Source organism: Streptomyces prasinopilosus (assembly GCF_001419695.1).
Taxonomy (GTDB): Bacteria; Actinomycetota; Actinomycetes; order Streptomycetales; family Streptomycetaceae; genus Streptomyces; species Streptomyces prasinopilosus.
This window is the reverse complement of record NZ_LIRG01000002.1, coordinates 1-26,643: the sequence shown is the minus strand read 5'-3', so window position 1 is coordinate 26,643 and position 26,643 is coordinate 1. Positions and strand designations below refer to the sequence as shown.

The window sequence follows — 26,643 nt, the reverse complement described above, 5'->3', positions numbered from 1 at the left end:
CGGCGGCCGAGGCCCGCAGCGCGCACGTCCTCGAGGCCGGGCTGCGGGCCTCGGCCGCCGACCAGCGCGTCTTCGACGACTTCGTCGAACTCGGTCTCGCCCGGGGCCGGCTCACCCCCGCCGTCGCGCTCGGCCTCGGCCGGGCGTTCGTCGCCTGCCTCCGTCCGTCCGGCCGGCCTCAGGAGCCAGCATGAGCATGCGCGTCCTCAGCGTCCGCGGCGTCCTGCCCGAGCACCGCCACCGGCAGGAGGAGATCACCGAGTCCTTCGCCACCACGCTGGTCGAGGGCACGCTCGAGCGCGGCGTCGTCGAGCGGTTCCACCGCAACGTGTGCGTCGAGACCCGGCACAGCGTGCTCCCGCTGGAGAGCTACGCCCGGCTCGGGGACTTCGGCCGGGCGAACGACGTCTTCATCCGGGCCGGCGTCGAGCTCGGCGGGCGCGCGGTCGTCGACGCGCTCAAGGACGCCGGCCTCACGCCGAGCGACGTCGACTACATCGTGTCGTGCACGGTGACCGGTCTGGCCGTCCCCACGCTCGAGGCCCGCGTCGCGGCGCAGATCGGGCTCCGCCCCGACGTGGTGCGCCTGCCTCTGGTCGGCCTCGGCTGCGTCGCCGGCGCGGCCGGCATCGCGCGCCTGCACGACCTGCTGCGCGGCCGGCCGGACGGGGTCGCGGTGCTGATGTCGGTCGAGCTGTGCTCGCTCACGCTGCAGCGCGAGGACACCTCGCTGGCCAACCTCGTGGCGAGCGGCCTGTTCGGGGACGGCGCCGCAGCGGTGGTCGCCGTCGGTGCCGAGCATCCGCTCGCGCGCTTCGAGCACCCCGCCCGTCCCGAGGTGCTCGCCTCGCGCAGCCGCCTCTACCCCGACACGGAGCGCACGATGGGCTGGGACGTGGGGCCCGGCGGGTTCAGGATCGTCCTCGACTCCTCGATTCCCGACCTGGTGCGCCGGTACGTCGGCGACGACGTGCGCGGCTTCCTCGCCGACCACCGCCTGAGCGGCGACGACCTCGGCTGGTACGTCGCGCACCCCGGCGGCCCCAAGGTCCTCGAGGCCCTGCAGGAAGCCCTCGAGGTCGAGCGGGACGCCCTGGCCGTGACCTGGGACTCGCTGCGCCGCATCGGCAACCTGTCCTCCGCCTCGGTGCTGCACGTCCTGGCGGACACCCTCACCGACCGCCCACCGCGGCCCGGCTCCCACGGGCTCATGCTCGCCATGGGCCCGGGCTTTTGCTGCGAACTCGTCCTCCTGCGCGCCCCGGGGGAGAGATGACCGGCCAGGTCCTGTTCACCGTCCTGGTCTCGGCCGTCGCTCTGGAGCGGGTCGCCGAGCTGGCCGTCTCCCGCCGCAACACCCACTGGAGCCTTGCACGGGGCGGCGTGGAGTCCGGGCGGGGCCACTACCCGTTCATGGTGGTGCTGCACACGGGCCTGCTCGTCGGCGCCCTCGTGGAGGTGTGGGTGCGCCGGCCGGACGCCGTATGGGTCCTCGCCTGGACCATGCTCGCCCTGGTCGCGGCCGCGCAGGCGCTGCGCTGGTGGTGCATCGCCACCCTGGGCCGGCAGTGGAACACCCGGGTGATCATCGTGCCCGGTGCTCCGCGCGTGACCGGCGGCCCCTACCGCCGGCTGTCGCACCCGAACTACGTCGCCGTCGCCGTCGAAGGGCTCGCGCTCCCGCTGGTGCACTCGGCCTGGGTCACGGCGCTCGTGTTCACCGTGCTGAACGGGTTCCTGCTCGCCACCCGCATCCGCACCGAGGACACCGCCCTGGCGCGGCCGGCCTGAGGGGGGCACGCATGGACCTGCTCGTCGTGGGCGGGGGACCCGCAGGTCTCGCCACGGCCCTGCACGCGGCCCGGGCGGGGCTCGAAGCGGCCGTCTGGGAACAGCGCGCCGGCCCCCTCGACAAGGCGTGCGGCGAAGGGCTGATGCCGGGCGCCGTCGCCGAGCTGACAGCACTGGGCGTCCACCCGCCGGGCTACGACCTGCGCGGCATCCGGTACGTAGCCGGGGCGCACCGGGCCGACGCCGCCTTCCGGGCGGGCCCGGGGCGCGGGGTGCGGCGCACCGTGCTGCACGCGGCGCTGCGCGAGGCGGTGCTGGCCGCGGGGGTGCGGGTCGAGCAGCGCGCCGTGCGCCGTGTCGAGCAGGACGAGGACGGTGTGGTGGCCGACGGCACCCGTGCCCGCCACCTCGTCGCGGCCGACGGCCTGCACTCGCCGATCCGCCGGGCCCTGGGGCTGCACCGGCCGCGCCGGGCCCCCCGGCGACACGGGCTGCGGCGCCACTACGTGCTCGCCCCCTGGAGCGACCACGTCGAGGTGCACTGGGCCCGTGACGCGGAGGCCTACGTGACCCCGGTGTCCGACAGCCTCGTGGGCGTCGCGGTGCTCACCGCCGGCCGGGGACCCTACGACGGCCACCTCGCCGCCTTCCCCGAGTTGCGGGAGCGGCTGGCCGGAGCCGAAAGCGCCACACCGGTGCGCGGGGCGGGCCCGCTGCGCCAGGACGCGAGCGCGCGCACCGCCGGCCGGGTGCTGCTGGTGGGTGATGCGGCCGGCTACGTCGACGCGCTGACCGGCGAGGGCATCGCGCTGGCGCTCGCGCAGGCGCCGGCGGCGGTGCGGGCCGTCGTCGACGGCGACCCGGCGGCCTACGAACGGGAGTGGCGCCGCCTCACCCGGCGCTACCGCCGGCTGACTCGCGCGCTGCTCGGCGCGACGAGGGTGCCCCCGCTGCGCGCGGCGCTGGTGCCCGCGGCGCAGCGGCTGCCGCGGTTGTTCTCCGCCGCCGTCGACGCGCTGGCGCGCCCGCCGGGGACGTGACCCGGCGGGCCCCGGGCACTGCCGGGCACTGCCGGGCACGGCGGCCTCGCTCCGGTCCGCGGCCCTCGAGGCCGCCCCCGCCCCCGCAGCACCGCGTGCGGGCACAGCGGACGGGCACCCCCCACCGGCACGGTGCCTGCGCGCCGGGCCGGGGCGCGGGACACGGCCCCGCGGGCGGCGGGAGGCCGCGTGCGTCGGCTTCTCCGCCAAAGAAAACCTCCGGGGCCCGGAGGGCAGGGGGGCACATCGTGACCGTTTCCGCTTCCGCCGCGAGAGGCACCGTCGCGTCGGCCGGCCGGCTGGGATGATCTCCGCGTCGGGCACGGCGCAGGGGGGCGTCCGCCGTCGTTCACGGTGCTCCCGCGGGCTGCTCGTCCCGCTCCGCGACGAAGATGCAGAACGGGTGGCCCTCGGGGTCCCGGTAGACGCGGAAGCGTTCCTCGTCGTCGGGATCCGGCCGGTCCCGGTCGCTGAGCAGGCTGCCGCCGAGGGCGAGCACGCGCTCGTGCTGGTTTTGCAGTTCCTCCAACGAGGCGACGCTCAGGTCGAGGTGCATCTGCTGGGGCACCGGGCCGTCGGGCCAGTCGGGTTCACGCAGGCGCTCCACCTGCTGGAAGGCGAGCTGCGGTCCGCCGTCGGGATTGCGCAGGACGAGCCAGTCCCCACCGTGCTCGTCCGGCTGACCGGCCGGGGGCGGCTCGTCCCCCTCTGCGTAGTCGAGCCCCAGCAGGGACCGGTAGAACTCGGCGAGTTCACGGGCGTCGGTGCTGTCGAGCACGGTCTGCACCAGCCGGATGCGGCTTGCGTCATGGGTCATGGGCTCCAGGTGCCCGGTCCGGCTCCGCCCGAACGGCCCGCTCGGGAAAGCACTGCCGGCGGACAACGCACAAGTCACTCGACCCCGGCCCCGGCGTCGACGAGCTCGGTCCGCTCCGAGCGCCTGTTCCCGACCTCTGTGCCGGCGGGTCGAAAGGGTGTCGCCGGTGGGCCGGCACGCCTGGGCCGCTACCGGACGAGGTGGCTCTCGATGTGGTCGATCACCGCTGACACGGCCTGCCGGTAGGCGGTGCTCGAGCGGCGTACCTGGGACAGCAGCATGCCGCCCTGGACGGCGGCCAGCAAAGCGGTGGCGAGGGCGGCGGTGTCAGCGTGCTCGCTCAGCTCGCCGCGTGCCTGCATGCGTGCCAGTCCCGACCTGATGGGTTCTTCCCACCGGTCGAAGGCGGAGACGAGTCTGGCCCGTGCCGACTGGTCGCTGTCGGCGAGTTCGCCGGCGAGCGAGCCGATCTCGCAGCCGCCTTCGCATCCCCTGGCGTCCTGCCGGCTCCCTGCCGTGTCGCACCACGCGCGCAGGGCCTCGATGCTGTCCAGGCTGTCCAGCAGCGGACGCTGCCGGGCGAGCTGGGCGTCCGTCTGATGGTCGATGACCGCCAGGACCAGGCCCTGCTTGTCGCCGAAGTAGTGGTAGATCTGCGACGCGCTGACCCCGGCGGCCGCCTGGATGTCCGGGATGCTCGTGCCTCCCGCGCCGCGGTGGAACATCAGTTCCGCAGCGGTCTCGATGATGCGTTCGCGGGTCCTGCGGCCGCCCTCGGTGAGCCGCTGCTCCTTCGGCTCTTCGGCCTTTCCTGGTGCGCTCATGTGCCCACGCTACCCAAGTTGGAATTGACATTCCAATCACGTGCCCCCGATGATCCTGGAAAGGTCATTCCACACCGGACGGCCGTTCCCCAGGACAGATGAGAGTGCCATGCCCCTCGACCCGCAGATCGAGACCCTGCTCCAGCACGTGGCCGCAGAAGGCGGACCGGCGCCCGAGACCCTGACGGTGGCGCAGAACCGCGCGTTCGGGCGCGCCTTCGGCGCCCTGGCCGGCGCTCCCGTACCGGTCGCCGACGTCCGGGACACCGCGGCCGTGGCCGACGGCCGCACCATACCCGTGCGCCTCTACCGGCCCGTCACCGAGCCGAACACCGGACCGCTGCCCGTGACGCTCTTCTTCCACGGCGGGGGATGGGTCTTCGGCGACCTGGACACCCAGGACAACATCGCCCGCACCGTGGCCGTCCGCTCCCGAACGATCGTGGTCTCCGTCGACTACCGGCTGGCACCCGAACACCGCTTCCCGGCCGCGGTCGACGACGCCTATGCCGCACTGACCTGGGTCGCGGACAACGCCGCCGGCTTCGGGGGCGACGGGAAACGCATCGCCGTGTTCGGCGAGAGCGCCGGCGGCAACCTCGCCGCGGTTCTCGCACAGGAGTCCCTGCGCCGCGGGGGACCGCGCATCACGCTCCAGGTGCTCGCCTACCCGGCGGTCGACCGGTTCGACGACAGCCCCTCGATGTACGAGAACATGGCGGGCCCGGTCCTCTCCCGTTCCTACCTCGAGTGGTTCTGGGGCGCCTACCTCAGCACCCCGGACCAGGGCGCCGACCCGCGGGTCTCACCGGCGCGCTCCGACGAACTGGCCGGACTCGCCCCCGCCGTCATCGCCACCGCCGAGAACGACCCCCTGCGCGACCAGGGCGACCACTACGCCAGCAAGCTGGCCGGCGCCGGCGTGCCCGTCCAGCACCTCCCGATCGAGGGAGCCGTTCACGGCTTCCTCTCGTTCACCGGCTCGGTGCAACTCTCCCGGGACGTACTGAACCAACTCGCGGACGCCGTGGCCACGGCCTTCCACCGACCCGGCCCGCGCGACGCCGTCAGCCGCCGAACCCCTGCCGCACGCAAGCAGGACAGCGACCACCACCGTGCCGAGAAGCCGTACCTCAACCGCCCACGGAACATCCAAGCCGAACAGGTGCCCCACCTCGATGACCTTCCGGCGATCGGCACACGAAGGCAGGACCCCCGGCAGCTCGGAGGTACGAACCGAACCGAGCAGCACCCGAAGCCCCCGAACTGAGCAACTGAGCAACTGAGCCGCACGGTCAGCCCAAGCCTCTGCGTTCACGACGCACCTTCGGGGCGAGGGCCGTGCCAGTCCAGGCACAGGACGACGGCGTCGTCCCCCACATGGCCTTTGCAGGCTTCGCTGACCGCGTCGGCCACGGCACGAACGGCCTCGCGGGGATGCTCGCGGGCGGTGTCGCGAAGGAAGGCGGACAGGACGCGGTAGTGCCGCTGCCAGTCGAGCGGCCACGCGCAGTTCCAGTCCGGGTCGATCGCCGCCAGCTACTGCGCGCGCGCCTTCGCACGCTTCGGGTCCTTGCCCAGGCCGCCCTTCCGTCGGAGGTTGGCCATGTGCCGCCCGATAGGCACCATCGTCCCGCCCTCGCCCCACACCGCGTCCTGACGCGGCGCGAGGTGCCCCATAGCCCGCCGGCAGGACCGCAGCGCGGCGAGCTTGGCCTCCCACGCTTCCTCGCCGGGCTCCCAGACCGTCCCGGCCTCCGGCACATCCAGCAGGGTCTTGCGCCGGTCCTCCGGCTCTCCGGCCCGTAGCGCCTTCCGCTGATGGCGCACCCCTCGCCCGAGGGGGAAGTCCTGGGTGACGCCGACCTCTACCTCGGTGTCGTAGGGAACTGCGTAGAGACCGGTGATCTTGTTCTCCCCGCGCCACCGGAGCGGAGCCCGGTAGCCCTCGAGCCAAACCAGGGACTCGGGCCGGTAGACCCGGGCGCGCAGGAAGGCCGCGATGGTCGCCGCGTCGCGCGGGCTGGAGAAGTGCAGCAGGGCCGCTTCGACGGCCTGCACGTCGTCCTCCTGCCCCTCACCATCGCCCTCACCGCCAACCCTGACGATCCGCCCCTCTGCGCCGCGCCGGACACGCACCTTGCGCTTCCCGCCCGTGAGCGCCCGGGAGGCAAGCTGCTCGACCAGACGTTCATCATGCGAGCGCAGGCCCTGGAGGACCGCTGCAAGAGGGCGGAACGAGGCACTGGCGACCATGTCGGCCGGATCCTCGCCGGGCTCCAGGAACACCGGCACGATGATCCTGGCCACCTTGGTACTGCCGTCCTCGTTGAGCCGGAGCGCGCGGCCGATGTTCTGCACGATCTCTACTTGGGAGCCGCGGGTGTCGGCGAAGCAGACGGCCTCCACGCCTCGCTCACCGGTGATGTCCACGCCCTCCCCGAGCACGCGACAACCTGCCAGGAACGCCCGGTGCACCCGCCGGCCCGCGGCATCGACCCCGTTGGCGAACTGACGCAACACCTCACGCCGCTCGGATACCAGATGATCGCCGCACAACCACGCCGACCACACCCGGTCCGGAGGCTGGCCCGGCTCACTTGTCTGAGGGGAACGAGGCGGTGAGGTAGGTGGTCAGCTGTCCTGGTGCGTCTTCCTGGAGGAGGTGGCCGGCATCCTCGATCCAGTGCAGCTCGGCGTGCGGGATGTGCTCGTGCAGCCATTCGGCGTACTCCGCGGGGAGGATGCGGTCCTCTCGACCCCAGATGATGCGGACCGGAAGCGACATGCCGCCCAGCAGGTGTTCGTACGCGGCGGTGTCCGCCTGCTTGATCTGGCTGTACTGGCGGTAGAACGCGGCCTGCCCCGCGGCTCCCCGCCAAGGCGCGAGGAACGCTTCAAGGACCCCCGGCCGCAAGCCGACATGCGTCGCGTGCCGCAGGTGGCTGGCGACCAGCGCTTCGTGCGCGTAGTCCGGAAGCTGCTGGAAGACTCCCGGGTGCTCCAGGATGAGCCGGAAAAGCCCCCGTTCCCACTGTCCGCCGCTCACCGCGTCGAAGAGGGTCAGGTCCCGGTAGCTCCTCTCCTCCAGCAGCAGTGTCCGCAGTGCCACGGCCCCACCGATGTCGTGGGCGACGACGCTGGGGCGGGACAGTCCCCAGTGGTCGAGGAGCCGGGCGAAGTTCCTCGCGTGAGCCGCCAGGCTGAGGTCCTGGGCCTCGCCCTGATCCGACCGGCCGAAGCCGAGATGGTCGAAGACGAAGACCGTGCGGGTACGGGCGAGCGCTGGAGCGATGTCCCGCCAGAGGAAGGAGGAATATGGGGTGCCGTGCACCAGCACGACCGGATCCCCGCTGCCCAACATCCTCCACCGCAGCATTCCGTCAGGCGTCTCGAATTTTTCGCCCAGTGTCCAGTCCACCGGTCTCCTCTTTCTTACGGCATGACCAGCACCTTCACCAAGACCATTCCGATGCTGCCCTGGCAGGAGGTCCAGTGTCTCCCGAACCCATCAACTTTGGGTGGGAAACGCCTGCTCTGGAGCGAAGCGTTCGCCGCTGGGACTGGTCTTCCACCGCAGACGCCGGGCGCTGTGCCGAAGTCATCGCCACCTCGGCTCTTCGAGCGTATGGTGCTATCGTCTTTAGTACCATGTTGCTGAGGCTGAACACTGCGGACAATCGCCCCCTGCATGAGCAGGTGGCGGGTGCGATCCGACGTGCCATTGCTGAGGGGGAGTGTGAGCCGGGTGACCGGCTTCCCCCAGCACGGGACCTCTCCCAGGCGCTGGGAATCAACGTGAATACGGTGCTGCGCGGTCTTCGAGCGCTACGTGACGAGGGAGTGCTGGAGTTCCGGCGCGGCAGAGGCGTGACGGTGGCCCATGGGGCGGCTGAACGCTCGGCGTTGCTGGATCGCGTCCGTGATGTCGTGGCCGACGCGGCGCGCCTCGGATACAGCAGGAACGATCTCATCGACATGATCAGGGGGATTTCGTGACCGGCCGTGCGGGACGCAGGAGCGCTGCGGCGTGGGGTGTCACCGGCTGGGTGTTAGGGATCCTGGCGCTGCTGGTGGCGCTGCCGCTTGTCGCCGGTGGCCGGCTTCCTGACCGGCTGGCGACGCACTGGGACGCCGGCTCGGGCAAGCCCGATAGTTCCATGCCTTTGTGGGCCGCGTCGCTCTTCCCGGCGCTGATCTGGGGGGTGGCAGCGGCGCTTGTGGCACTGGTGTGGTGGCGGGCCCGTGTCACTTCAAGCGGCGGAGTAGGGGGGTGGGTCGGCGCGACGCTCGGGTCCGGGGGTGTGATGCTCGTGGGCGGCCAGGCGTCCATCGTGCGGGCGAATCTAGACCACGCGGACTGGCGCGAGGCGGACTCGGTGACGGTCTCTGTCGTCGTGACGCTCGTAGCGGCTGTCGGCGTGGGCGCGGCCGCCTTGCTGGCCAGTCGCCGCACTCCGGCCGCGGTGCCGACAGGAGGCGGACCGACCATGGAGATTCCCGCAGGAGAGCGCTTCGTGTGGCTCTCCCGCACGTCCAACCCCTGGCTCCATGCGACAGCCGCCGTGACAGGTGTCGTAGCAGTGGCCGCCGTCGTGGCGGGACTGGGGGGTTTGATGGGGGCTGAGGCTGCACTGCTGGCCGGGCCGTTCGCTCTGGCCTCTGTCCTGGTGCTCGGCTTCGCCTCGGTGCAGGCACGGGTCAGTGAGCGAGGTCTGGAGGTGGCCTTCGGGCCGCTGGGCTGGCCGGCGCGACGTTGGGCGGCCGATGACATTGCCTCTGCCCGCGTCGAGACGCGTACGCCTTCCCAGGTCGGTGGCTGGGGATACCGGCTGAGCGGGCTGGGCACAACTGTGATGCTGCGCAGCGGTGAGTGTCTGGTAACCCGCACCCACAATGGCAAAAACTTTGCGGTCAGTGTCGATGATGCCGAGCGCGGAGCTGCCCTCCTCAACTCCTTGAACGTTCAACGTTCAAGTTGACAGCCGGTCCTGGCCAGGTGATCCCCCGCACCCGGCCAGGACTCTTTCTGAACGAATCGCCCCTACCCCGCTCTCTAGGAGCTGTCCGGGCGATCATGTGACCGCCCCGTGCCTGGGTCGTTGTTGTGGGCATGGGGCGGGGTGATCTGACGGATGCCGAGTGGGAACGGTTGCGGCCGTTCCTGCCGGTGAGCAATGGACGTTGTGGCCGGTGGCGGGACCATCGACAGGTGATCGACGGGATCTTGCACCGGGTGCGGACCGGGGTGCAGTGGCGGGATCTTCCCGAGCGCTTCGGCCCGTGGAAGACGGTGTATGAACGCCACTGGCTATGGTCGGCCGACGGGACGTGGGAGCGTCTGCTGCAGCAGGTCCAGGCCGCCGTCGATGCCGCGGGCGAGATCGACTGGGACATCTCGGTGGACTCCACCATCGTGCGGGCCCATCAGCGTGCGGCCGGTGCCCGGACGGAACCGCCGCCGACGCCCGCGTCAAAAGGGGCCGAAGCGGCAGAACACCAGGGCGAAACACCGTGGCAGAGCCTGCTCGCCCGACTGGTGGAGGTGGTGCAGGAGGTGAGGGCCTGGGCCGCTCGCGGGGCGGGTTCACCAGCAAACTCCACCTGAGCGCGGACGGCCGCTGCCGCCCGCTCTCCCTGGTCGTCACCGGCGGACAGCGGGCGGACTGCACCCAGTTCCAGACGGTGCTGGAAAAGATCCGCGTTCCGCGGGTCGGTCCGGGTCGGCCGCGCACGAAGCCCGACAGCGTCGCGGCCGACAAGGGTTACAGCAACGGCCCCTGCCGTAAGTACCTGCGGCGCCGTGGCATCCGGCACACGATCCCGGAGAAGACCGACAGCCAGGCCGCCCGCCTGCGCAAAGGCTCGCGCGGCGGACGGCCACCGGGCTTCGACGAGGAGCGCTACAAAAAGCGCAACACCGCCGAACGGGCGATCAACAGACTGAAGCAGTCCCGGGCCGTGGCCACTCGCTACGACAAGCGCGGCTACGTCTTCCTCGGCACCGCCACCACCGCGGCCCTGCTCATCTGGCTTCGGAGTTGAGCCCTGATTTCACAAAGCGACTGGCCGATACGCCAGGGCCTGATCGACCACCTCATCAGCCGAAAGCTCCCGCTCCGGCGGCCAGAAGATCAAGTCCCTGACATGTCCGGACGGGCACGCCAGGGCTCTGTCCAGCCTGTCCAGCCAGCCGTCCACCTCGTCGTCCGAGGCGTAGTCCGCGTCCATGATCCGCTGCACGAGCGCGACCGCCTCCGCGCGACGCATCTCCCCAGCACTCATCAGGTCCCTCCACCGAATCACCCTAACGAGATCCTTGATCGCCCGGATAACTCCTAGCCGGTGCACTCGGGGTCCTGAAGCGCTCGACGGCAGGCATCCAGTAGCGCCCTGTACACCCCACGCAACCTCCGAGCTGCTGTTCTCCTCGGTGGAGGGCGTGCCCGTGGAGTTGGTCGAGTTGGCCGACGCGGTCGTCCGGGCCGAGGCACAGAGCATTGCTGTCTCAGCCCTCTATGATCTCAGCCGAATGCTGACCAGTTGAAGCGAGGAACGGTGCCAGCGAATCATCAGGATAGGCGGACCAGGTTACGGCTCACTCATAGGAATGCTCGAAGCCATCCCCCCCACGTCAGGCCCCGGGAAAGGGTCATACCGTCCGAGCCTCCCGCCCCTCAGTTGACCCGCTGGGAACGCCTCAAGGCCGCAGACTGGGTCAAGTGGGGAACTCTAGGGGCTGCCCTCGTGGCCGCAATCAGCCTCATCGCTACCGCTATCTCGACTTACTACGGGGCGGCGGTGGCGCGAGACCAGCTGAAGCAGTCACAGGAAGACTCCCGCAAAGAGGACCGGCTGCAAGCCACGCGCGTGGCGTTCTGGACTGAATCGGACGGCAGGGAACTCATTATTGCAAACAGGTCGCTCGATCCGATCACCGTAAACGGGGTGTACTTCACCGCACACGGCTTTGACGAAAACGGCGTGAATCTGTACTTGGCGTATGACCTCCCTTTGTATGCCATGCCCCCGTGTATGCGGTACACGATTAAGGCCAAAGACCTGCGGCAAAGCAAGACCAAATTTCTTCCCAAAGATGCCTGGCTTCGGCCCTGGTGGCTTCGCTTTGGGGATAACAGCGCCGAGTTTTGGGTGAGAGACAACCTAGGAAGGATCTTCTCTCCAGGAGAGGACGCTCTCCCCGAGAACTACACCGAGTACTTCGACGGTTTTCAGCTAAATGCGAAAACATACAAGGAAGTCGTCGGTGTGGCGCAAGACGGCCTCGACCTCCATCCCGCACCACTGAAGGACTGCGCCCCACCAAAGTAGCGGTGGCCGTAGATCGTGACCTTTGCTGGGCGGGGCCGGTGCCAAGACGGGTGCGGACACCGTTGAGCATCGTGAGTTGCATGGACTGACGAAGAGACGGTGGCCGCAGGTCACAGCATAAATCCAGGCCAGTGGTGGGAGGCGTTCGAGGTGGCCATGGGCCGCATCGCGGGTCGATTCGCCCAGGTCGAACCCCGCCCGCCAGGCGGGCGAGGCTACCGAACCTCTTGCCGCCCTTCGCGCCGCGCAACCACCCTTACAGCGCGGCCAGCTCCTGCGCCCCTGTTGGCGGGCGAGCCCAAGGGGCTGGTCGAGGACGCTCATCCGCGGCCGCCGGTGGTGAGCGCGGCGAGCAGCCGGCCCATGCGGCCGGGGATCAGGAGCAGACAGGCGACCGAGGCGAGCGCGCTCAGGACAGCGGGGACCGGATGTTCCAGGACGGCGAGGACGGTCACTGCGGTGATCGCGGTGATGACGACGGCGCTCGGAGTCGGACGGCGGCGGGGACGGGCTCGGCGGGCATGACGGCGCCTCCAGGCGTGGGATGCGGCCGGCCGGGCCGAGAGTTCGTCCGGCACGGTGGCTTCGTTCATCTCAAGGAACAGCGATTGTCGCCCGGTTCCGGAGTCAGTTGTCGATCTGCCAGCTCGTGGATGTCGACGAGAAATGACGGCACTGTCGAGTCCGCGAACGCGGGACGGCCCACTGCCCGTCAGGGCAGTGGGCCGTCGAAGCAGGTAGCGGCAGGTGTGAGACATATGCGGCCGATGTGGTGCTACTTAAGGATCTACAGACTCCATGTGTCCGCCTCGGGACTGCGCCGGTAGAAGACGTTCGGCTGAACCGGGTCGCAGGTCGCCAGCAGAATGTCTCCCTGGTCGAGCACAGCCGTCTGCTCGACTCGTGTGGAACGTCGCCTGCGGGTTCGAAGAACCTCGAGCCTGAGTGAGTGCGGGCCTGGAAGAAGAGGGACGAAGCGAACCGTTGTGATGGTGCTCCGATCCACGCTGCAGAACTGACGCTCGCCTTCCGTGACGGACACCAGGCACCACTTGGGTGACATGCTGCGGGGAGGGTCGCGCAGGTCCACCTGGATCAGCAGGCCGGTCCGGCCTCGCCGGCGGGCCCTGTGGATGAGGTAGCGAGAGCGCCACTTCAACCGGCCGTCGAAGACACTGTTCACCTGCACCGCAACGTCTCCCACGCTTCCCTCGCCTGCTAGCCGGTCAAGTCACCGACCGCCCAGGCTGGCACGGACGCGCTGGAACCAGAAGTGCCCCGACCGGCAGCGTGACCCGACAGAATCCTGCCGGGAACAGCGGTGTCGAGCCTGCTGGAGTCAGCCGGTCTTGGCAGGCTCTTCGGTCCGTGCCCGGGTGCTGGCGAGGCGGTAGGAGTCGGTCCCGGTCTCGATGATGGTGCCGTTGAGGGTCAGGCGGTCCACGATGGCCGCGCAGAGACGTGGGTCGACGGGCATGGAGGATTCGCAGGCTGCGGCGGGAGAGGGCGAGTCCGGGAAGGACCCCGCGCCGTCCGTCGACGTGGAGCGTGAGGCCGAGCGAGTGGAAGCCGCGCTGGGACTGGCCGGGCACCAGGAACTGCCGTCCCTGGCCCTCCCGGCCGCCGGGGCGCAGTTCCCGGCCGGGCTGGCCCGACTCGCGGCCGGCGCGCAGGGCCGGGAGCGGCTGCGGCTGATGTTCGCGGAACACCCCGGGCTGCCGCTGTGGCTGGAGCGCCGCGTGCAGGGCCAGGAGATCATGGCGGCCCTGGAACTGGAGCACGGGATGGAGGCGCCGCACCCCACGGCCGTGGAGGAAGCAGCGCGCGCCGCCAGCAGCCCCCGGCTGGCCGTCTTCCGCCGCAGATGGGCGGCCGAGCGCCGCCGCGACTACGACGAGCTGCAGGCGTACTTGGCCTCGCCCACGCACACCGCGGCCAGCGACCAGACCCTCGCCGCGATGATGGATGCCTTCGACCAGCAGCGGCGCCGGTAACCGCCCCACCGGCCGAGGTCCGGGCCCGGCCTCTCATCGACGGCACCGCCCTTACCGTCACGGTGACCCGCGGCGACGACCAGCCGGCCCAGACCCCGCCGCCCCTCGGGGCCCGGTAACGGGTGTGAGTGGTCGGGGTACAGGAAATCCCGGTGAGGGCGATCATGGTGGGCTAGCACCCCGGCCGGGGCTCCGCTGGGGTTCGAGGGAAGGTTGCCGGGCGGGTATCGGTCCTTCCGGCGGCCGTGCGGCACCTGGAGGCCGCGACGGTGGACGACGCGCTCGATCGACTGCATGCGCTGATGGCCACCAAGCTGTTGGCGAAGGCCGGGCGGATGGGCAACGACGCGAAGCTCAAGGCCCTGCCGCAGCTGAGAAAGGCGGCGGAGAAGGTCGCCGTAGCGGTCGATGTGCTGCTGGCGACGCCGCCCGCGACGGAGAGCGGCGAGATGGTCTGCGTGGTGGACGCGGGGTCGGCGATCGAGGAGGTCGTTCCGCGTGAGCAGCTGACCGAGGCGTTCGTCGCGAGCGCCGCAGTGGTCCCGGACCCCGACGGGGACGACGGCGCGGAGTGGCGGGCCGAAACCATCTCATTGCCTTATGTATTCAATCCGCTACTTAAGGTAAGTCTTCTGGGGGCGAGTCTGCCACCAGGCAGAGCCGCCCCCTATGCCTGGAGGTACGTATGGCCATCACCAGCCTCACCGTCCTGGAGAACGACCAGGCACCGCCGCCCGGCTGGGAGAAGATCGACGTCGACCTCAACGAGGGAGCCGATGGCGAGTACCTCTACTTCGCCTACGAGGGGGACGGCTCCAAGCAGCCCATCACCGACATCTACTTCCTCATCGGCCGGGAGCAGCCCACGCCCTCCGGCTACGAGAAGATCAACGTCGACCTCAACAAGGGGGCGGATGGCGCCTACATCTACGCAACGTTCACTCGGGCGAGCGGAGATGCCGTGCAGGACCTTGAGGTCATCACCTCCACAGGTCCCTCCGTTGCCCCTCCGCCCGGGTTCAAGCGGATCGACGTCGACCTCAACCGGGGCGCCGACGGCAGGTACATCTACCTCTGTTACCGCACCTGATCACAGCAAAGACACGGTCTGTCAGCAGCCCGCCTGGGGCTCTCGGCTCCTGGTCGGCAACCTGAGAGTGGGCAACACGATTGGCTGTGCACCGGTCGTGGGACGGTTCCGGAAAGGGCCGCCCCACGCTCGAAGGCAGCAGACCGCGGTGTAGGCCTCGGACTCCTGTCTCGACACCAGGTGCAAAGTAGGTGCGTCTCCGCTGGTCACGGCTGCGGCCTTGCGTCGCTGGTCTGCGGGCGCGTCCCAGCTGCCAGCTCGGCGTGGGCTGAGGCGATCCGCTCGGCGAGAGTGGCGCCGGCGAACATGGCGAGCGGGAGCACGTTGTCACGGACGAGCTTCGCGTCGGTGCCAGCCTTCTGAAGCCGGTCGGCCCTCTGCCGCCACGCCGCATCCAGTCCACGGGTGAGCTGGGCCAGGTGCTGGTCGGCGTCCTCGGCCAGGGACAGGCCCGCCAGTACCTCCGGGCGCATCGCCTCCCACCTGGACCCGTCCAGCAGCCTCGCGCGCGGGCCGGCCCACAGGTTCGACGGGGCGGCGGACACCTCGCGTCGGTGCAGGGCGCGGTGCAGCCGCTCCAGCACGCACACCACGTACGCGTCCCGGTCGGCCGCCCCCCCCCGCGGCAGCTTGGTGTGGGAGAACAGCGCCCGCTTCCACATGGCGGGCACCAACTCGGCGTCGACCTCGATGGGCAGCAGCGGCCGGTCCTTGGCCCTGCGGCGCGAGAGCGCGGGCGGACGGCGTACCGCCTTGAGGATGCGCCGCCCGGCGGGGGCGAAGCCCAGCGCGTCCGACTCGCCCAGCAGGGACAGGAAGGGGCGCACGGTGTTGTAGCGCAGGGCCATCCTCTCGCGCATCGCCGCCTCGATCGAGCCGTCGTCCTCCTGTACCAGGGCCTCGACGGTCGCGACCGCGCCAGCCACCGCCGTACGCGGCACCGCCTCCTCCACCGCCGCCCACAGCGCGGCGACATCCAGGACCGCGACGCCGCCCGCGACGTGCTCTGGCGCCTGCACCTCACCCAGCCGCAGATCACCCAGGTCTGGGCCGACCGCGGCTACGCCGGCGAACTCGTGCACTGGGCCCGCGATCGCCTCTGGATCAGCCTGCGCATCGTCTCCCGGCCCAAGGCCACCAAGGGCTTCGTCGTCCTGCCCCGCCGTTGGAAAGTCGAACGCGCGATCGGGTGGTGCATGAACACCCGCCGCAACGCACGCGACTACGAACGCCTGCCCCAGCACTCCGAAGCCCCCCTGAACTGGGCACTCATCACCATGATGCCCCGGCGCCTGACTCGGCGAGGGCCCCGTACCGACACCTGGGCAAAAGTGATCCCCCAGTCACCCTGACGTCAGCAATCGCGAACGGGTTCAAGGAATTCCAGCCGGTTGCCCAGCTTGTCGAAGGCATAGAAGCGGTTGTGCCCGGGGAAGTTGTCGTCCCAGGTGACGCCGACTCCGTTGTCCTCCAGTCGCTTGGCGAGCGCGTGGATCGAGGTCACAAGGATGCCTGGATGCGCCTTCCTGCTCGGGTGGAAGTCCTCTTCAACACCCAGGTGAACCTCCAGGTCACCACCCCGGAACCAGCACCCTCCGCGAGCTGCCAGCACGGGCGGCTTCTCGAGTTCTGTCATACCGAGAACGCCTCCCCAGAACTCGCGGCAGCGGTCTTCTGCGCCTGGAGGGATCGCGAGCTGTACGTGGTGCAGGCCGCCTAATGCGTATCCGTGCGTTTCCTGAGCCACATCTTCTCCCCTGCTAGAAATCTTGACGTCAAGATAATGAGAGTTGAGCGGTCCTGGCAAGAGCACGGACCTGGCAGAGGAGGTGCGGTGAACGCGAAGCTGATCGAGGCCCAGTCCGAGGTCCCGATCGTGCAGTTCTGGGGCGACGGGCTGCTGGCCTCGGTCGACGGACTGCGGTTCGTCGTCCCCGTCCGCACGATCAGCGCGGCGCCCTCGCCGAAGTACTTCGGGTTCAAGCGCGGCATCACCTGGCTCAACGCCGTCAACGACCAGGTCGCGGGCATCGGGCAGATGGTCGTCCCGGGCACGCCGCGCGACTCCCTGCACATCCTGGACGCGCTGCTGAACCTGGACGGCGGGGTGAAGCCGGAGATGGTGGCCACCGACAACGCCTCGTACTCCGACATCGTGTTCGGTATCTTCAAGATCCTGGGCTACAACTTCAGCCCCCGCTTCAAGGACCTGGACGACCAGAGGTTCTGGCGGGCGGCGATGCCCGGGGTGGAGACGGGGACCTACGGGGTGCTGGAGCCGCTCGCCCGCAACCGGGTCAATCTGAAGAGGATCGAGACGTGGTGGCCGGACATGCTCCGGGTCGCGGGCTCCCTGGTCACCAACCAGGTCCGTGCCTATGACCTGCTGCGGATGTTCGGCCGCGAGGGCCACCCCACGCCGCTGGGTCAGGCGTTCGCGGAGTACGGGCGGATCGCCAAGACCGAGCACCTGATGCGGATGGTCGACCCGGTGGATGACACCTACCGACGGCAGATGAACCGCCAGCTCACCGTGCAGGAGTCCCGGCACAAGCTGGCCCGGGACGTGTGCCACGGCAAGCGCGGCACCATCCACCAGGCGTACCGGGACGGGATGGAGGACCAGCTCGGCGCGCTCGGCCTGGTCCTCAACGCCATCGTGCTGTGGACGACGAAGTACATCGACGCCGCCATCGCCCAGCTCCGCGCCGAGGGCCACGAGCTGCGGGACGAGGACATTGCCCGGCTCTCCCCGCTCAAGCACCGCAACCTCAACGTGCTCGGCCGCTACAGTTTCACCGCCTCCACCCCGGCCGCCGGCGCCCTGCGCCCGCTGCGCGATCCGGAGACGCCGGAATTCGACGACGACGAGGACGGCACCGGCTAAGGGGCGTCCGGCGATCAGCGTCCCGCGAGGTCGGGACAGGCCGACGGTGGGCAGTCCGCGTGCACCCAACAATCAAGTTGCGGAACACTGTGCCGATGAGCCCCTCAGCTTCTCAGACATCGCAGCAGGAACGGGCCCTTCGACATGTCGCAGAACTGGCGTCGGGTCCTTCGATGGACTTGGCGCTGCGGGTGACCTTGAACTTCCATCCGGACCGTCTGTTGCGCGCCAAGCCGATCCTGGACGCCATGGCTGAGGACGGCACCTACCGCTCCCAGTTCGTCACAGGGACCAGCAACGGTGGACTGACCGCGCATCCAGGAGGCGATCGGTGGCGCTGGGAGAGCCGGATCTTCGGCGGGGCCTACGACGAAGGGACCGCGGATGAACGGCCTGTCTACGGGGCGTTAAACTTCCGTCGCAATCCGGTCGGCGCGGCGCCGCGGTTCGGGTCCGCCCACTTCCGGCTGACTGCCGAAACGCTCGCGCGGACCACGTTCTGCTACCCGGATAGTTTCCTCGAACCTTCAGATTTCGGTGTCGCGGCCCGCATGGGGCTCATTGAACTTGCCCTGGCCGACCATCAGGACGAGCTCGACGACTACATCGAGGCGCAGGTGCACGGGCCCGTCCGGCTGCGCGGGCATGTGGAGGCGCTGGTCCTGGACCCCTGCTACCGAGATACGACAGTCGAGGCCGCGGCTGTGCGTACTGGCTGCCCAGTGGAGTGGCACCCAGGCTTCCGACTCAAGATCGAGGAACTCCGCCGTCATCCCGGCTACCGCGGCCAGGAGTACGTCGACTTGGCCACGCAGATTGCGGTCGATGGAGTGCTCGATCCTCGGATCGTCGGAAATGCTGCATGTGCCGACCGCTACGACCCACAGGCCGTCAAGAAGGTGTGGCACTACCTGGCGCGATTCGGGGCACCCTCGAAGGTCACTGGCAGGCCGGCGACTCCGGAACCGACGGAGGGAGCTGTACTCGATAGCCTTTGTTGAGGCGGTCAACGGTGTGATGGCCCTTGACATCCGCACGCCATGCGTAGCTCCGGGTGGCGATCGTCACCCACGGTGATTCTCATAAACGTTCATCTGTGAGAGTTCTGCGAGAGCCCCCGGAGTGATCACGTTTCCGCAAATCGCCATTCGCAAAAGTCCTCTCGAAACCCGCATGTTGTGCCAGGCACTTCTGAGAGGCTGTCCGCATGGATTTCACGCCCGATCGGGCCGCATTGGCGGTAGAACGTCACGACTGCCCGAACTGTGACGCGCCCGCCGGCTCCGCCTGCCGCACCCGCGGCGGGAAGACCGCCGCGAAGTACCACACCCCCCGCTTCGTCCTCGTCCCCGCACTCCGCGAGGAACTCGAAGTCCTCGTCCCCGCCGACCGCCACCCCGGGCGCGCGTGGAAGCAGGGCCCGGCGCCTGCCGTCGTACCCGCGCCCCGCACCGAGCGCCCTGTCCGCATCGGGTACGCCAGGACGTCGACCGCGCGGCAGGAGCTGGCGAGCCAGCTCGAAGCCCTCCACCGCGCGGAGTGCCACAAGGTCTTCGAGGAGCAGATCAGCACCCGGGTCAAGGTGCGGCCCGAGCTGGAGAAGGCGCTCGCGCTGGCCCACCAGTTCAAGGAGGCCGCCCCCGAGACGCCCGTCATCCTCACCGTGCACGAGCTCAAGCGCCTGGCAAGGAACGCGGCCGAGCTGATGACGCTGTCCGCCGAGCTCCAGGCCGGCGGCATCCAGCTCGAACTCCTCACCGGCCCGCTCACCGGCATCTACGACCCCAACGGCATGGGCGCCATGTTCTTCGCCGTCCTCGCCGTCGCCGGGCAGATCGAGCGCAACTACATCCGGGAAAAGACCCTCGAAGGCCAGGTCATCGCCGCGTCCAAGGGCAACCACGGCGGACGCCCGAAGGTCATCGACGACGACATGCTCACCTTCGCCGTCGCGCTCAAGGACAAGGGCGTCCCCGTCCCCGAGATCGCGAAGAAGCTGATCATCAAGACCGGGAAGAACGCGGGCAAGCACCCGTCGGTCGCCTCGCTCTACCGGTCGCTCGCCGAAGCTGAGGCCACTGCGGCGGACGACGGCCTGCCCCTGCGGCCCAAGCCCGTACGCATCCGCCGGCCCGAGGAACCACTCACTCCCGAGGAGATCGACCTCCGCGAACGGCTCCAGGCCCAGCCCCACCCGAACGCCGAGCTGCGGTAGTCCCGCCCATGACCTGCCTCGATCCCATGATCACTGGCTTAGCGTTAACCGCTGTACCGCTGTGCCCCAAAGCCGTGAACCTCGGGGATCCAGTCCAGAGGCTGGCACAGCTCGCCGCGGCGGCGGGCGTCCTCGAGGAAGGCGAGCGCGGTCTCGGTCACGGTCAGCGTATGGCCGGCCTTCAGCCGCACCGCGGTCGGATCGGACACGGTCCGAGACGGCCGGTGCCCGCGTAGCTCGGGCCACTCGCAGGCGAGCTGCACGCCGTAGGCGGTCGGGGCCCGGGTCCGCCCGGCCTGCGGCAGGGTGACGCAGTCGACCAGCCCCTCCTGCCGGAGCCAGGCCAGCCGCCGCCGGGTCTGCTCGATCCGCACCCCGGGCGCGATCACCCAGTGCATCTGCTCCGTAGTGGCCATCCGGTACTGCGCCAGCACACCCAGCGCCAGCCGATCACCACGGATCCGCTCACCTCCCCTCCGGTGCGGCACCGGCTTGCCCGGCACCGCGCGTACCGGTCACAGCAACAGCCGGCGACCACAGACCCGACCACGAAGGCCCGACCACGGTCACGAAGCGACAACACTGCCGTGGACCAGGCCCACATCCACGCCGACAACCCGACCGACAACGGTCCGCACCGCCTGCAGTGCCCATCCCTGAATCCGCAGCTCACCCGCTGATCCTGCCGTGGTCGGCAGGCGGACATCCCCTCTACGCCCCCGACTCCACGCCCCACGGCAAGGAAAAAAGAGAAGTGGGTGGGTGGGACAGGCCCCGGGCGGCGGGCGAAGGGGATCGGACGCCGCCGGTGTCCCTCGCGCGCGACGGCGGAGCCGCGCGCGAAGCCAGGCAGACAAGTCTGCCGCTGAGGTCAACTTGCCACCGGCAAACGGCCCGTGGCTGCCTCTGACGCCGTGTAAGTTGGTCACTGCTTCCCAGAGCGAACCTTCGGAGGGACCGCGCCTGGCGGGTCCTCGGGCCCGGGGTCCGGCAGCAAGATGCTGGTCCCACTACCCTGAAGGGGACACGATGGGAAGGCACAAACGGCCAAGGTCGGTGAACTGGAAGAGGGTGCGTAGAAGCATCCGACTCTGGATGGCGCCTACTGCGGCCACGGCGTTCTGGCTGGGGCAGATGATCCACACGTGGATCTGGCCCTGCACGTGACGCCGCCTCCAGCTCCCTTCAGCTGAGCTGGAGACGACGCCAGAACGCGGGCACGGGGCTCTCGTCGTAGCAGGACGGGGGCCCCGATGCTTTTACAGAGCCTGCAACAAAGGCTGCAATCTCACTCTAACGCAACCGCAGTTGCGTACGCAGGTGCGTACGCAACTGCGATCGCAACCTGCGTCCATATGGCCGCCGTCTCGGCGCCGCTACGCCGCCGCCCACTCCAGTCCGAGGCCGGCGAGCGCGGCTGTCCAGGAGCAGTGTTTGTGATCAGGAGCGGGTGCTCTGGCCTGGGTTGATCAGTTTGGTGTGTGGCTATGGTCAGACGGTGCTGGTGCTTCGGTAGCCGTGGCGAGCGTGGAAGCTGGTCCTGGGCTGTGGGGCTGATCTGCAGGTTTGTCAGGTAGCGGGCCGTGGTGATCAGGTCGGGTCATCTCCACTGCGCTCGGTGTATTTCCGCCGATCGTTGGTATGCGGCGGTGCTTGGACGAGCGGCCCGCTTTTGAGGGCCGGGACATGGCCAGCGGGCTTGGGGTTGGGCATGTGCCCTGGCAGGGCAGTGGTTCGTTATGCCGAGGCGACGCGGCGTGGGCCTGGTGCGCGTACGGCGGGCAGGTCGTCTCTGTCCTGGTCGCCGGTGAGTGCGTCGGCTGGCAGGCGACGGTAGTGGTGCAGCAGAGCGGCTACCTGCTCGGGTTCGACGTCTGCGGCGGCGACGAGGGCGGCTAGGAGTTCTGCGCGGGAGGTGCGTTCGCCGGCTGCGGCAGCTGCGCGGACCAGGATGTTTAGTCTGCGGTCGACGTCCTCGGGCCAGAGCACCGAGGTCTGGCGTCGTCGCTGCTGGTGTAGCAACTCCATAGCGCTCCCTCAGTGACAGGCGACATATATCGAATATATATTGCGGCTCATGGTGACGCTGCTGCAAGACCGTCAGGTTCCTCCGCGAGACGGCTCGGTGCCGGCAACGGTGCGGATAGGCGGGCGGGAACTTCAGCCGACACCGGTGTTCGACACCTACTGGCGTTTCGCCTCGGCCCGGCAGGCTGTATATGAGGCTCGTCTGGCCGGGCGGACCCAGCCGTGGACTGATGATCCGATTCTGGCTGGGCACCGGTTCACGAACTGTTACCGCGCCGCCGACCGGGTGAGTCAGGCTGTGATCAGCGACGTGATCTACCAGGGCCCGCAGGAGTGGGAGGAGGTGTTCTTCCGCACCCTGCTGTTCAAGATCTTCAACAAGGAGTCCACCTGGGAGCTGCTGTCCCGCGAGGTGGGGGAGGTGCGCTGGGAGACGTACGACTATGGAGCCTACGACCGGGTGCTGTCAGCCGCGTTCGCCAAGGGGGAGCGCTTGTACTCGGCTGCCTACATCGTGCCCCCGCCGCAGCTGGGGGAGGAGCGCAAGCATCGCAACCACCTGCGGCTGCTGGAGATGATGATGACTTCCGGCGCGCCCGAGCGCGTCGTTGGGGCGGCCACGATGCGCGAGGCCTACGAGGTGCTCCTCGGTTACCCGACGCTCGGCCCTTTCCTCGCCTATCAGTTCATCATTGATCTCAACTACGCCCCGCACCTTGGATTCTCGGAGATGGACTTCGTTGTGCCAGGCCCTGGTGCGCGTGACGGCATCCGCAAGTGCTTCGGCCCTGCTGCCGACGGCATCGAGGCCGATGTCATCCGCTACATGGCCGACTCCCAGCAGGAGCATTTCAACCGCCTGCGGCTGCCCTTCGCCTGGCTGAAGGGACGACGGCCCCTGCAGCTGATCGACTGCCAGAACCTATTCTGCGAGGTCGACAAGTACGCGCGGGTGGCCCACCCGGACGTCGCCGGTATCAGTGGTCGCAGCCGTATCAAGCAGGCGTACCGGCAGGACGGAACACCGCTGCGGGCCTGGTTCCCGCCCAAGTGGGGCCTGAATTAGGCGTCGGCTGCTCGCTGTGCCGGATCAGGCACCAAGACCGAACAGCGGTGTGGTGAGAGAGTGCTGGAGGGCGCCGAGTTCAGACTTGGTGCAGTCCAGGCGGGCGCATCCGGCCATGACGGTCAGTGTTCCCGGCGTGAGCTGGGCGTGGTGGGCGACCCAGGCGCACAGGTGGCCCAGGGCGAGGTAGTTGCCGTAGGCGCGGTCGAACATGTAGTGGCTGCGGTAGTAGGCGGCCAGGTGCACGGTGTCGGTGGCGCTGTCGAGCTGGAAGGAGCAGTGGCTCAGGCAGGGAAAATCCAGCGTCTGGGTGTCCAGGGCCGTGGCCCTGATGACGGCCTCGGTCTCCGCCGTGGTCTGCGGCGGTTCTTCTTCCCATGCCTCGTCCTCGTCCGTGACATGGGCCGTGCCGGCCTCGTAGACGGCGCTCCACTTCGCCGAGGAGCGCAGCTTGTCCAGGCGCCGGATGACGCGGGCGAGCTGGTCGACCGGTTCCGGCTTCTCGGCGGTGCCCGGGTAGGCGATGAGCCGTCCGAAATAGGTACCGTGGGCGTTGCGCCTGACCTCGCGCAGCCGCGGATAGAAGGCGCGGTAGCGGTCGGTGAGCTCGTCGTGGGTGGTGCACGTGGCGGCGAGCTGAGCGGGGAAGAGCGTGTTGACGACCGTGTCGATGGGGTAGAGCGGCGGCTTGGTGCGGGCGGAACGCAGCCGGTCCAGTTCGGCGCGCAGATGCGGGTCTTCCTGCAGAGGGTTCGCAATGCGCACCACGGTGTGGAAGGCCCTTTTGCCTGGCATCTCGGACAGGCGGGAGCAGGCCTCCAGCCATGCACGGGAGACGTCCGGGGCGTCGACGGTGAACGTGTGCATAGGCTCGCTCCTTGATCGGCGGGGTGGGCGGGCGCCGTGCGGTGGTGTGGGTCGTCAGGCCCAGAAGTGGTCGGACCCTTCGCGGCCGGGGGTGCGCCGCAGGTCCACGCGGAACAGTTCTGTACTGTCGGTGCTGGCGGCCACGGTGCTGTCCACCGCCAGCTCCTGCGTCACCCACGCCGCACGGCCTTGTTCTGGTGCGGGTACCGAGTCCCGGAACGAGAGCTGGCCGGCGGTGTCCGGCGGGGTGCTGGTCAAGCCTGCGGGCAGATGGTCGTAGCGCGCCCCGGGGACGGTGAGCAGCAGGCAGTCGCCGGCGGTCACGTGCAGGGTGGCGGCGTGCGCGGCGGGCGTGAGTACGTGGATGTGTGCCTGCGGTCCGAGCGGCAGGCCACCGGCGAGTTCCGCTTTGAGGACGCCGGGGGAGTGCTTTAGCCACACGGCCTCGGTGGGCCGGTCGATCATCTTCAGCCGCACCAGATGGCGCACGGTGGTGGCGTAGGGGGTGCCCAGCCAGCGGGCCATCCGGTACACGTCCAGCGGGGACTCGGGGCGAGCGAGGCCGCAGCGGGCCAGGGCGACACGGGCGGCGGGGCGAGGCATCAGGAACCAGGAGGCGAAGGCCTCGGCCTCCCGCTCGTGCTGCGGCCATCCCTCGCCCCACCGGCCCGACGACTGCTCTTGGTGATCGATACTGGTGCCGTGGCCCATGCGGTGGTGGCCCAGCTCGTGAGCGGCGGTGTGCCGCATGCTCACCTCCTCCAGACCGGTGTTGACCAGGCACCCCAAAACGCCCTGGCTGCCGTCGATGTACAGCCCCAGCAGGCCGCCCAGCTTCTGCCCCATGACCTCCACGCCTGCTCGGCGCAGCGCGCCGAACACGTCGACGTAGTCGTCGACTGCGGCGGCGAGCGCCTCGTGGGCCTGTGCCGCCGCGATCATCGCGGCGCCGTGGGCACTGTTCCAGCTCACGCACCGCCCTCCGGCCCCTGAGGCGGGTGCAAGTCGCTCGCCTCCTCTTCCTCTGCTTGGCGGCGGGCCTGCAGATACTGGATGAACTTCGCCACCTCGATGCGGTCGCCCTCGCTCAGCGGCCGTGCGGTCCGCGGCAGTCCAGCGAGCGCGTGTTCCCCGGCGTCGGCTGCCTCCTCCTCGTCGAGGAAGTAGGACGTCGGTAGCCGGTACAGGCGGGCGAACTTCTGCAGCTCCATCACCTCCACCTTGCGCACACCGCGCTCGATGTCGCTGACTGCCGAACGGACGATGCCGGTGCGCTCGGCGACCTGCTGCTGGGACAGTCCCAGGTACTCGCGGGTGGCCTTCAGCCGCTGCCCCAGCCGGGCCCGCTGGTCGGTGTCGGTATCGATGTGGGACGGCGCCTTGCCGCTCATTGCTCGTGCTCCTTCGCCTGCATGGTGTCGTACACGGTCTCGGCGAACGCCCACACCGAACGCAGGGAGCGTCCGGCCTCGGCGTCGGCCGGGACGGACACCTCGAAATGCTGCTCGATGCGCGCCAGTATCTCCATGATCAGCACCGAGTCGACCGGCAAGTCCTGCCCTCGGGCGGCTAGTTCCTCGTACACGTCGTGGCTTGGCCTGTCCTGGTGCTTAGCCAGGAAATCGATCACGATGTCCACGATCTCCTGGACGCTGTGCGACGGCATGCTCTGCTAATGGCCCTTTCGCTCAACTCCGGGACAGGCGGCCCGGCCTGACCTACTGTAGAGCGATGTCGGGAAATCCGACAGACTTGTTGGAAGATCCTTCATGGGAGTGAGTGTGCATCTGGCCCGCTATCAGCAAGCAGCCCTCAAGACCCTGCAGCCCGCTGCCGAAGGCACCGACCCGGTTCTGATCCCCCTGCTCGGACTCGTCGGCGAGACCGGCTCCGTGGCCACCGCCTACAAAAAACGCCTGCGTGATGGCGCTGACGCCGGCCCGTCCAAACAGCAGCTACGCGAGGAGCTCGGCGACGTCCTGTGGTACACCGCCACCCTGGCCCACCTTCTCGGCCTCGACCTCGAAGACATCGCCGCCGCCAGCCTGGAAAAGACCAAAGACCGCTGGCGCGCCACCCCCGACGACCAACGCCCCCGCTTCGACGCCGACTACCCTCCTCACGAACAACTGCCCCGACAGACCACCGTCACCTTCACCCCCACCCTCCAGCCCGACGGCCGCACCGTCATCGCCCTCACCCGCGAAGACGGCACTCCGGCCGGCGACCCCCTCACCAGCGCCAGCCACATCGAGGACGATTACCGCTTCCACGACGCCTTCCACCTCGCTCATGCCGCCGTCCTGGGCTGGTCACCCGTCAGCCGCTTCCTCCTCGGCTGCAAACGCCGCAGCCGCCCCGGCATCGACGAAGCCGAAGACGGCGGCCGCGCCATCGCCATTGAGGAAGGCATCAGCGCCCTGGTCTTCTCCTACGCCAGCCGTCACCACTACTTCGAAAACGTCCGCCACGTCGACCACGAACTGCTCATCACCATCGACCACATGACCGCCCACCTCGAAGTCAGCGTGCTGCGCGCCGCCGACTGGGAGAAAGCGATCATGACCGGCTACGCCGCCTGGCGGCAGCTACGCAAGCATGGCGGCGGCCGCCTCGAGCTAGACCTCGACGCTCAGACACTGACTTTCATCGAACCCTGAGGTTGCCCCCAGGGCGGCCGACGCATGCCAGC

The 26,643-nt window shown here is 69.3% G+C and carries 26 protein-coding genes and 6 pseudogenes; 18 read left to right on the top strand and 14 right to left on the bottom strand.

The window, feature by feature from the left end:
• The 4 genes and pseudogenes from AOK18_RS00200 to AOK18_RS00185 all read left to right on the top strand — a co-directional run.
• Positions 1-194: pseudogene (locus AOK18_RS00200) on the top strand (hyaluronate lyase); the annotation flags it as partial.
• The gene (locus AOK18_RS00195; RefSeq protein WP_055692893.1) at positions 191-1,276 is read left to right on the top strand and encodes a type III polyketide synthase; all 1,086 of its coding nucleotides are present in this window, start codon (positions 191-193) and stop codon (positions 1,274-1,276) included. The pseudogene AOK18_RS00200 and the gene AOK18_RS00195, both read left to right, overlap by 4 nt.
• Positions 1,273-1,791, top strand: coding sequence for an isoprenylcysteine carboxyl methyltransferase family protein (locus AOK18_RS00190; RefSeq protein WP_055692892.1), 519 nt, complete (start codon positions 1,273-1,275; stop codon positions 1,789-1,791). The genes AOK18_RS00195 and AOK18_RS00190 overlap by 4 nt, the downstream gene beginning before the upstream one ends.
• 11 nt (positions 1,792-1,802) lie before the next feature.
• Positions 1,803-2,831 carry an NAD(P)/FAD-dependent oxidoreductase gene (locus tag AOK18_RS00185; RefSeq protein WP_055692891.1) on the top strand — a complete coding sequence of 343 codons (1,029 nt, stop codon included), beginning with the start codon at positions 1,803-1,805 and terminating at the stop codon, positions 2,829-2,831.
• 349 nt (positions 2,832-3,180) lie between these two features.
• Here the strand turns inward: AOK18_RS00185 and AOK18_RS00180 are convergent, their stop codons facing one another.
• Both AOK18_RS00180 and AOK18_RS00175 read right to left on the bottom strand, forming a co-directional pair.
• Positions 3,181-3,648, bottom strand: a complete 468-nt coding sequence (locus AOK18_RS00180; protein WP_055692890.1) for a VOC family protein — start codon at positions 3,646-3,648, stop codon at positions 3,181-3,183.
• A 188-nt stretch (positions 3,649-3,836) separates the two neighbouring features.
• Positions 3,837-4,472 (bottom strand): TetR/AcrR family transcriptional regulator, encoded by a 636-nt coding sequence (locus AOK18_RS00175; RefSeq protein ID WP_055692889.1) that lies wholly within the window; start codon positions 4,470-4,472, stop codon positions 3,837-3,839.
• A 109-nt stretch (positions 4,473-4,581) separates the two neighbouring features.
• Between AOK18_RS00175 and AOK18_RS00170 the strand changes: the two genes are divergently transcribed.
• Positions 4,582-5,742 (top strand): alpha/beta hydrolase, encoded by a 1,161-nt coding sequence (locus AOK18_RS00170; RefSeq protein ID WP_240502983.1) that lies wholly within the window; start codon positions 4,582-4,584, stop codon positions 5,740-5,742.
• Positions 5,743-5,939: 197 nt separating this feature from the next.
• Here the strand turns inward: AOK18_RS00170 and AOK18_RS33755 are convergent.
• Together AOK18_RS33755 and AOK18_RS00160 are read right to left on the bottom strand one after the other, a co-directional pair.
• Positions 5,940-7,058 (bottom strand): annotated as a pseudogene (locus AOK18_RS33755) (helicase associated domain-containing protein); the annotation flags it as partial.
• A 10-nt stretch (positions 7,059-7,068) separates the two neighbouring features.
• Positions 7,069-7,893 carry an alpha/beta fold hydrolase gene (locus AOK18_RS00160; RefSeq protein WP_099048809.1) on the bottom strand — a complete coding sequence of 275 codons (825 nt, stop codon included), beginning with the start codon at positions 7,891-7,893 and terminating at the stop codon, positions 7,069-7,071.
• Positions 7,894-8,123: 230 nt separating this feature from the next.
• Between AOK18_RS00160 and AOK18_RS00155 the strand changes: the two genes are divergently transcribed.
• The 3 genes and pseudogenes from AOK18_RS00155 to AOK18_RS30080 all read left to right on the top strand — a co-directional run bounded on the left by AOK18_RS00155 (position 8,124) and on the right by AOK18_RS30080 (position 10,517).
• A complete protein-coding gene (locus AOK18_RS00155) occupies positions 8,124-8,471 on the top strand; it encodes a GntR family transcriptional regulator (RefSeq protein ID WP_055692888.1) in 348 nt (115 codons plus the stop codon).
• A gap of 59 nt (positions 8,472-8,530) precedes the next feature.
• Positions 8,531-9,454, top strand: coding sequence for a DUF1648 domain-containing protein (locus AOK18_RS00150; RefSeq protein ID WP_079104765.1), 924 nt, complete (start codon positions 8,531-8,533; stop codon positions 9,452-9,454).
• A gap of 131 nt (positions 9,455-9,585) precedes the next feature.
• Positions 9,586-10,517, top strand: a pseudogene (locus AOK18_RS30080) (IS5 family transposase).
• Between the two features lie 9 nt (positions 10,518-10,526).
• Here AOK18_RS30080 and AOK18_RS00135 read toward each other — a convergent pair.
• On the bottom strand, positions 10,527-10,757 hold the full coding sequence (locus AOK18_RS00135) for a bacteriocin immunity protein (RefSeq protein WP_055571484.1): 231 nt from the start codon (positions 10,755-10,757) through the stop codon (positions 10,527-10,529).
• Positions 10,758-11,219: 462 nt separating this feature from the next.
• Here AOK18_RS00135 and AOK18_RS00130 point away from each other — a divergent pair, with 462 nt between their 5' ends.
• Entirely contained in the window at positions 11,220-11,804 is a 585-nt protein-coding gene (locus AOK18_RS00130) for a hypothetical protein (protein ID WP_055692885.1), read from the top strand.
• Between the two features lie 320 nt (positions 11,805-12,124).
• Here the strand turns inward: AOK18_RS00130 and AOK18_RS32755 are convergent, their stop codons facing one another.
• Positions 12,125-12,397 (bottom strand): hypothetical protein, encoded by a 273-nt coding sequence (locus AOK18_RS32755; RefSeq protein ID WP_055692884.1) that lies wholly within the window; start codon positions 12,395-12,397, stop codon positions 12,125-12,127.
• A gap of 746 nt (positions 12,398-13,143) precedes the next feature.
• A pseudogene (locus tag AOK18_RS30075) lies at positions 13,144-13,272 on the bottom strand (IS21-like element helper ATPase IstB); the annotation flags it as partial.
• 7 nt (positions 13,273-13,279) lie between these two features.
• Here AOK18_RS30075 and AOK18_RS00115 point away from each other — a divergent pair.
• Positions 13,280-13,798, top strand: coding sequence for a hypothetical protein (locus AOK18_RS00115; RefSeq protein ID WP_055692882.1), 519 nt, complete (start codon positions 13,280-13,282; stop codon positions 13,796-13,798).
• Between the two features lie 685 nt (positions 13,799-14,483).
• On the top strand, positions 14,484-14,888 hold the full coding sequence (locus AOK18_RS00105) for a hypothetical protein (RefSeq protein ID WP_055692880.1): 405 nt from the start codon (positions 14,484-14,486) through the stop codon (positions 14,886-14,888).
• 335 nt (positions 14,889-15,223) lie between these two features.
• Here AOK18_RS00105 and AOK18_RS32750 read toward each other — a convergent pair.
• Positions 15,224-15,874, bottom strand: a pseudogene (locus AOK18_RS32750) (Tn3 family transposase); the annotation flags it as partial.
• A 15-nt stretch (positions 15,875-15,889) separates the two neighbouring features.
• Between AOK18_RS32750 and AOK18_RS32745 the strand changes: the two are divergent.
• Positions 15,890-16,240, top strand: a complete 351-nt coding sequence (locus AOK18_RS32745) for a transposase (protein ID WP_157864980.1) — start codon at positions 15,890-15,892, stop codon at positions 16,238-16,240.
• Positions 16,241-16,242: 2 nt separating this feature from the next.
• Here AOK18_RS32745 and AOK18_RS00090 read toward each other — a convergent pair whose 3' ends face one another.
• A complete protein-coding gene (locus AOK18_RS00090) occupies positions 16,243-16,635 on the bottom strand; it encodes a VOC family protein (protein WP_055692878.1) in 393 nt (130 codons plus the stop codon).
• A gap of 84 nt (positions 16,636-16,719) precedes the next feature.
• Here AOK18_RS00090 and AOK18_RS00085 point away from each other — a divergent pair.
• The 3 genes and pseudogenes from AOK18_RS00085 to AOK18_RS00075 form a co-directional block, all read left to right on the top strand.
• A pseudogene (locus AOK18_RS00085) lies at positions 16,720-17,775 on the top strand (transposase); the annotation flags it as partial.
• 173 nt (positions 17,776-17,948) lie between these two features.
• Complete coding sequence (locus AOK18_RS00080; RefSeq protein ID WP_240502981.1) at positions 17,949-18,776, top strand: DUF3626 domain-containing protein; 828 nt, start codon at positions 17,949-17,951, stop codon at positions 18,774-18,776.
• Positions 18,777-19,009: 233 nt separating this feature from the next.
• Complete coding sequence (locus tag AOK18_RS00075) at positions 19,010-19,990, top strand: recombinase family protein (protein ID WP_240502979.1); 981 nt, start codon at positions 19,010-19,012, stop codon at positions 19,988-19,990.
• Positions 19,991-20,034: 44 nt separating this feature from the next.
• Here the strand turns inward: AOK18_RS00075 and AOK18_RS00070 are convergent, their stop codons facing one another.
• On the bottom strand, positions 20,035-20,424 hold the full coding sequence (locus AOK18_RS00070) for a replication-relaxation family protein (RefSeq protein WP_276205328.1): 390 nt from the start codon (positions 20,422-20,424) through the stop codon (positions 20,035-20,037).
• A gap of 1,252 nt (positions 20,425-21,676) precedes the next feature.
• Here AOK18_RS00070 and AOK18_RS32740 point away from each other — a divergent pair.
• Positions 21,677-21,889 (top strand): hypothetical protein, encoded by a 213-nt coding sequence (locus AOK18_RS32740; RefSeq protein ID WP_157864979.1) that lies wholly within the window; start codon positions 21,677-21,679, stop codon positions 21,887-21,889.
• Between the two features lie 178 nt (positions 21,890-22,067).
• Positions 22,068-23,084 (top strand): nucleotide kinase domain-containing protein, encoded by a 1,017-nt coding sequence (locus AOK18_RS00060; protein WP_206281478.1) that lies wholly within the window; start codon positions 22,068-22,070, stop codon positions 23,082-23,084.
• Positions 23,085-23,108: 24 nt separating this feature from the next.
• Here the strand turns inward: AOK18_RS00060 and AOK18_RS00055 are convergent, their stop codons facing one another.
• From AOK18_RS00055 to AOK18_RS00040, 4 genes are read right to left on the bottom strand one after another with little or no spacing between them, the layout of a single operon-like run.
• Entirely contained in the window at positions 23,109-23,951 is an 843-nt protein-coding gene (locus AOK18_RS00055) for a hypothetical protein (protein ID WP_055692873.1), read from the bottom strand.
• Between the two features lie 54 nt (positions 23,952-24,005).
• Positions 24,006-24,923: an ImmA/IrrE family metallo-endopeptidase gene (locus AOK18_RS00050; protein WP_055692872.1), complete on the bottom strand. Its 918-nt coding sequence runs from the start codon at positions 24,921-24,923 to the stop codon at positions 24,006-24,008.
• Positions 24,920-25,342 (bottom strand): helix-turn-helix domain-containing protein, encoded by a 423-nt coding sequence (locus AOK18_RS00045; protein ID WP_055692871.1) that lies wholly within the window; start codon positions 25,340-25,342, stop codon positions 24,920-24,922. Before AOK18_RS00045 ends, AOK18_RS00050 begins: the two co-directional genes overlap by 4 nt.
• A complete protein-coding gene (locus tag AOK18_RS00040; protein WP_055692870.1) occupies positions 25,339-25,617 on the bottom strand; it encodes a phosphopantetheine-binding protein in 279 nt (92 codons plus the stop codon). The genes AOK18_RS00045 and AOK18_RS00040 overlap by 4 nt, the downstream gene beginning before the upstream one ends.
• 109 nt (positions 25,618-25,726) lie before the next feature.
• Here AOK18_RS00040 and AOK18_RS00035 point away from each other — a divergent pair, with 109 nt between their 5' ends.
• A complete protein-coding gene (locus tag AOK18_RS00035; protein ID WP_420865547.1) occupies positions 25,727-26,611 on the top strand; it encodes a nucleoside triphosphate pyrophosphohydrolase family protein in 885 nt (294 codons plus the stop codon).
• The last annotated feature ends 32 nt before the right edge of the window (positions 26,612-26,643 follow it).

Excerpts from the sequence above, each read along its gene's own strand:
- AOK18_RS00155 (WP_055692888.1), top strand. The coding sequence starts at position 8,124 with ATGTTGCTGAGGCTGAACACTGCGGACAATCGCCCCCTGCATGAGCAG.
- AOK18_RS00180 (WP_055692890.1), bottom strand. The coding sequence starts at position 3,648 with ATGACCCATGACGCAAGCCGCATCCGGCTGGTGCAGACCGTGCTCGAC.
- AOK18_RS00195 (WP_055692893.1), top strand. The coding sequence starts at position 191 with ATGAGCATGCGCGTCCTCAGCGTCCGCGGCGTCCTGCCCGAGCACCGC.
- AOK18_RS00135 (WP_055571484.1), bottom strand. The coding sequence starts at position 10,757 with ATGAGTGCTGGGGAGATGCGTCGCGCGGAGGCGGTCGCGCTCGTGCAG.
- AOK18_RS00055 (WP_055692873.1), bottom strand. The coding sequence starts at position 23,951 with ATGCACACGTTCACCGTCGACGCCCCGGACGTCTCCCGTGCATGGCTG.
- AOK18_RS32740 (WP_157864979.1), top strand. The coding sequence starts at position 21,677 with ATGGCCAGCGGGCTTGGGGTTGGGCATGTGCCCTGGCAGGGCAGTGGT.
- AOK18_RS00170 (WP_240502983.1), top strand. The coding sequence starts at position 4,582 with ATGCCCCTCGACCCGCAGATCGAGACCCTGCTCCAGCACGTGGCCGCA.
- AOK18_RS00175 (WP_055692889.1), bottom strand. The coding sequence starts at position 4,472 with ATGAGCGCACCAGGAAAGGCCGAAGAGCCGAAGGAGCAGCGGCTCACC.
- AOK18_RS00115 (WP_055692882.1), top strand. The coding sequence starts at position 13,280 with ATGGAGGATTCGCAGGCTGCGGCGGGAGAGGGCGAGTCCGGGAAGGAC.
- AOK18_RS00045 (WP_055692871.1), bottom strand. The coding sequence starts at position 25,342 with ATGAGCGGCAAGGCGCCGTCCCACATCGATACCGACACCGACCAGCGG.
- AOK18_RS00060 (WP_206281478.1), top strand. The coding sequence starts at position 22,068 with ATGGTGACGCTGCTGCAAGACCGTCAGGTTCCTCCGCGAGACGGCTCG.
- AOK18_RS00080 (WP_240502981.1), top strand. The coding sequence starts at position 17,949 with ATGGACTTGGCGCTGCGGGTGACCTTGAACTTCCATCCGGACCGTCTG.
- AOK18_RS00185 (WP_055692891.1), top strand. The coding sequence starts at position 1,803 with ATGGACCTGCTCGTCGTGGGCGGGGGACCCGCAGGTCTCGCCACGGCC.
- AOK18_RS00190 (WP_055692892.1), top strand. The coding sequence starts at position 1,273 with ATGACCGGCCAGGTCCTGTTCACCGTCCTGGTCTCGGCCGTCGCTCTG.
- AOK18_RS00105 (WP_055692880.1), top strand. The coding sequence starts at position 14,484 with ATGGCCATCACCAGCCTCACCGTCCTGGAGAACGACCAGGCACCGCCG.
- AOK18_RS00040 (WP_055692870.1), bottom strand. The coding sequence starts at position 25,617 with ATGCCGTCGCACAGCGTCCAGGAGATCGTGGACATCGTGATCGATTTC.
- AOK18_RS32755 (WP_055692884.1), bottom strand. The coding sequence starts at position 12,397 with ATGAACGAAGCCACCGTGCCGGACGAACTCTCGGCCCGGCCGGCCGCA.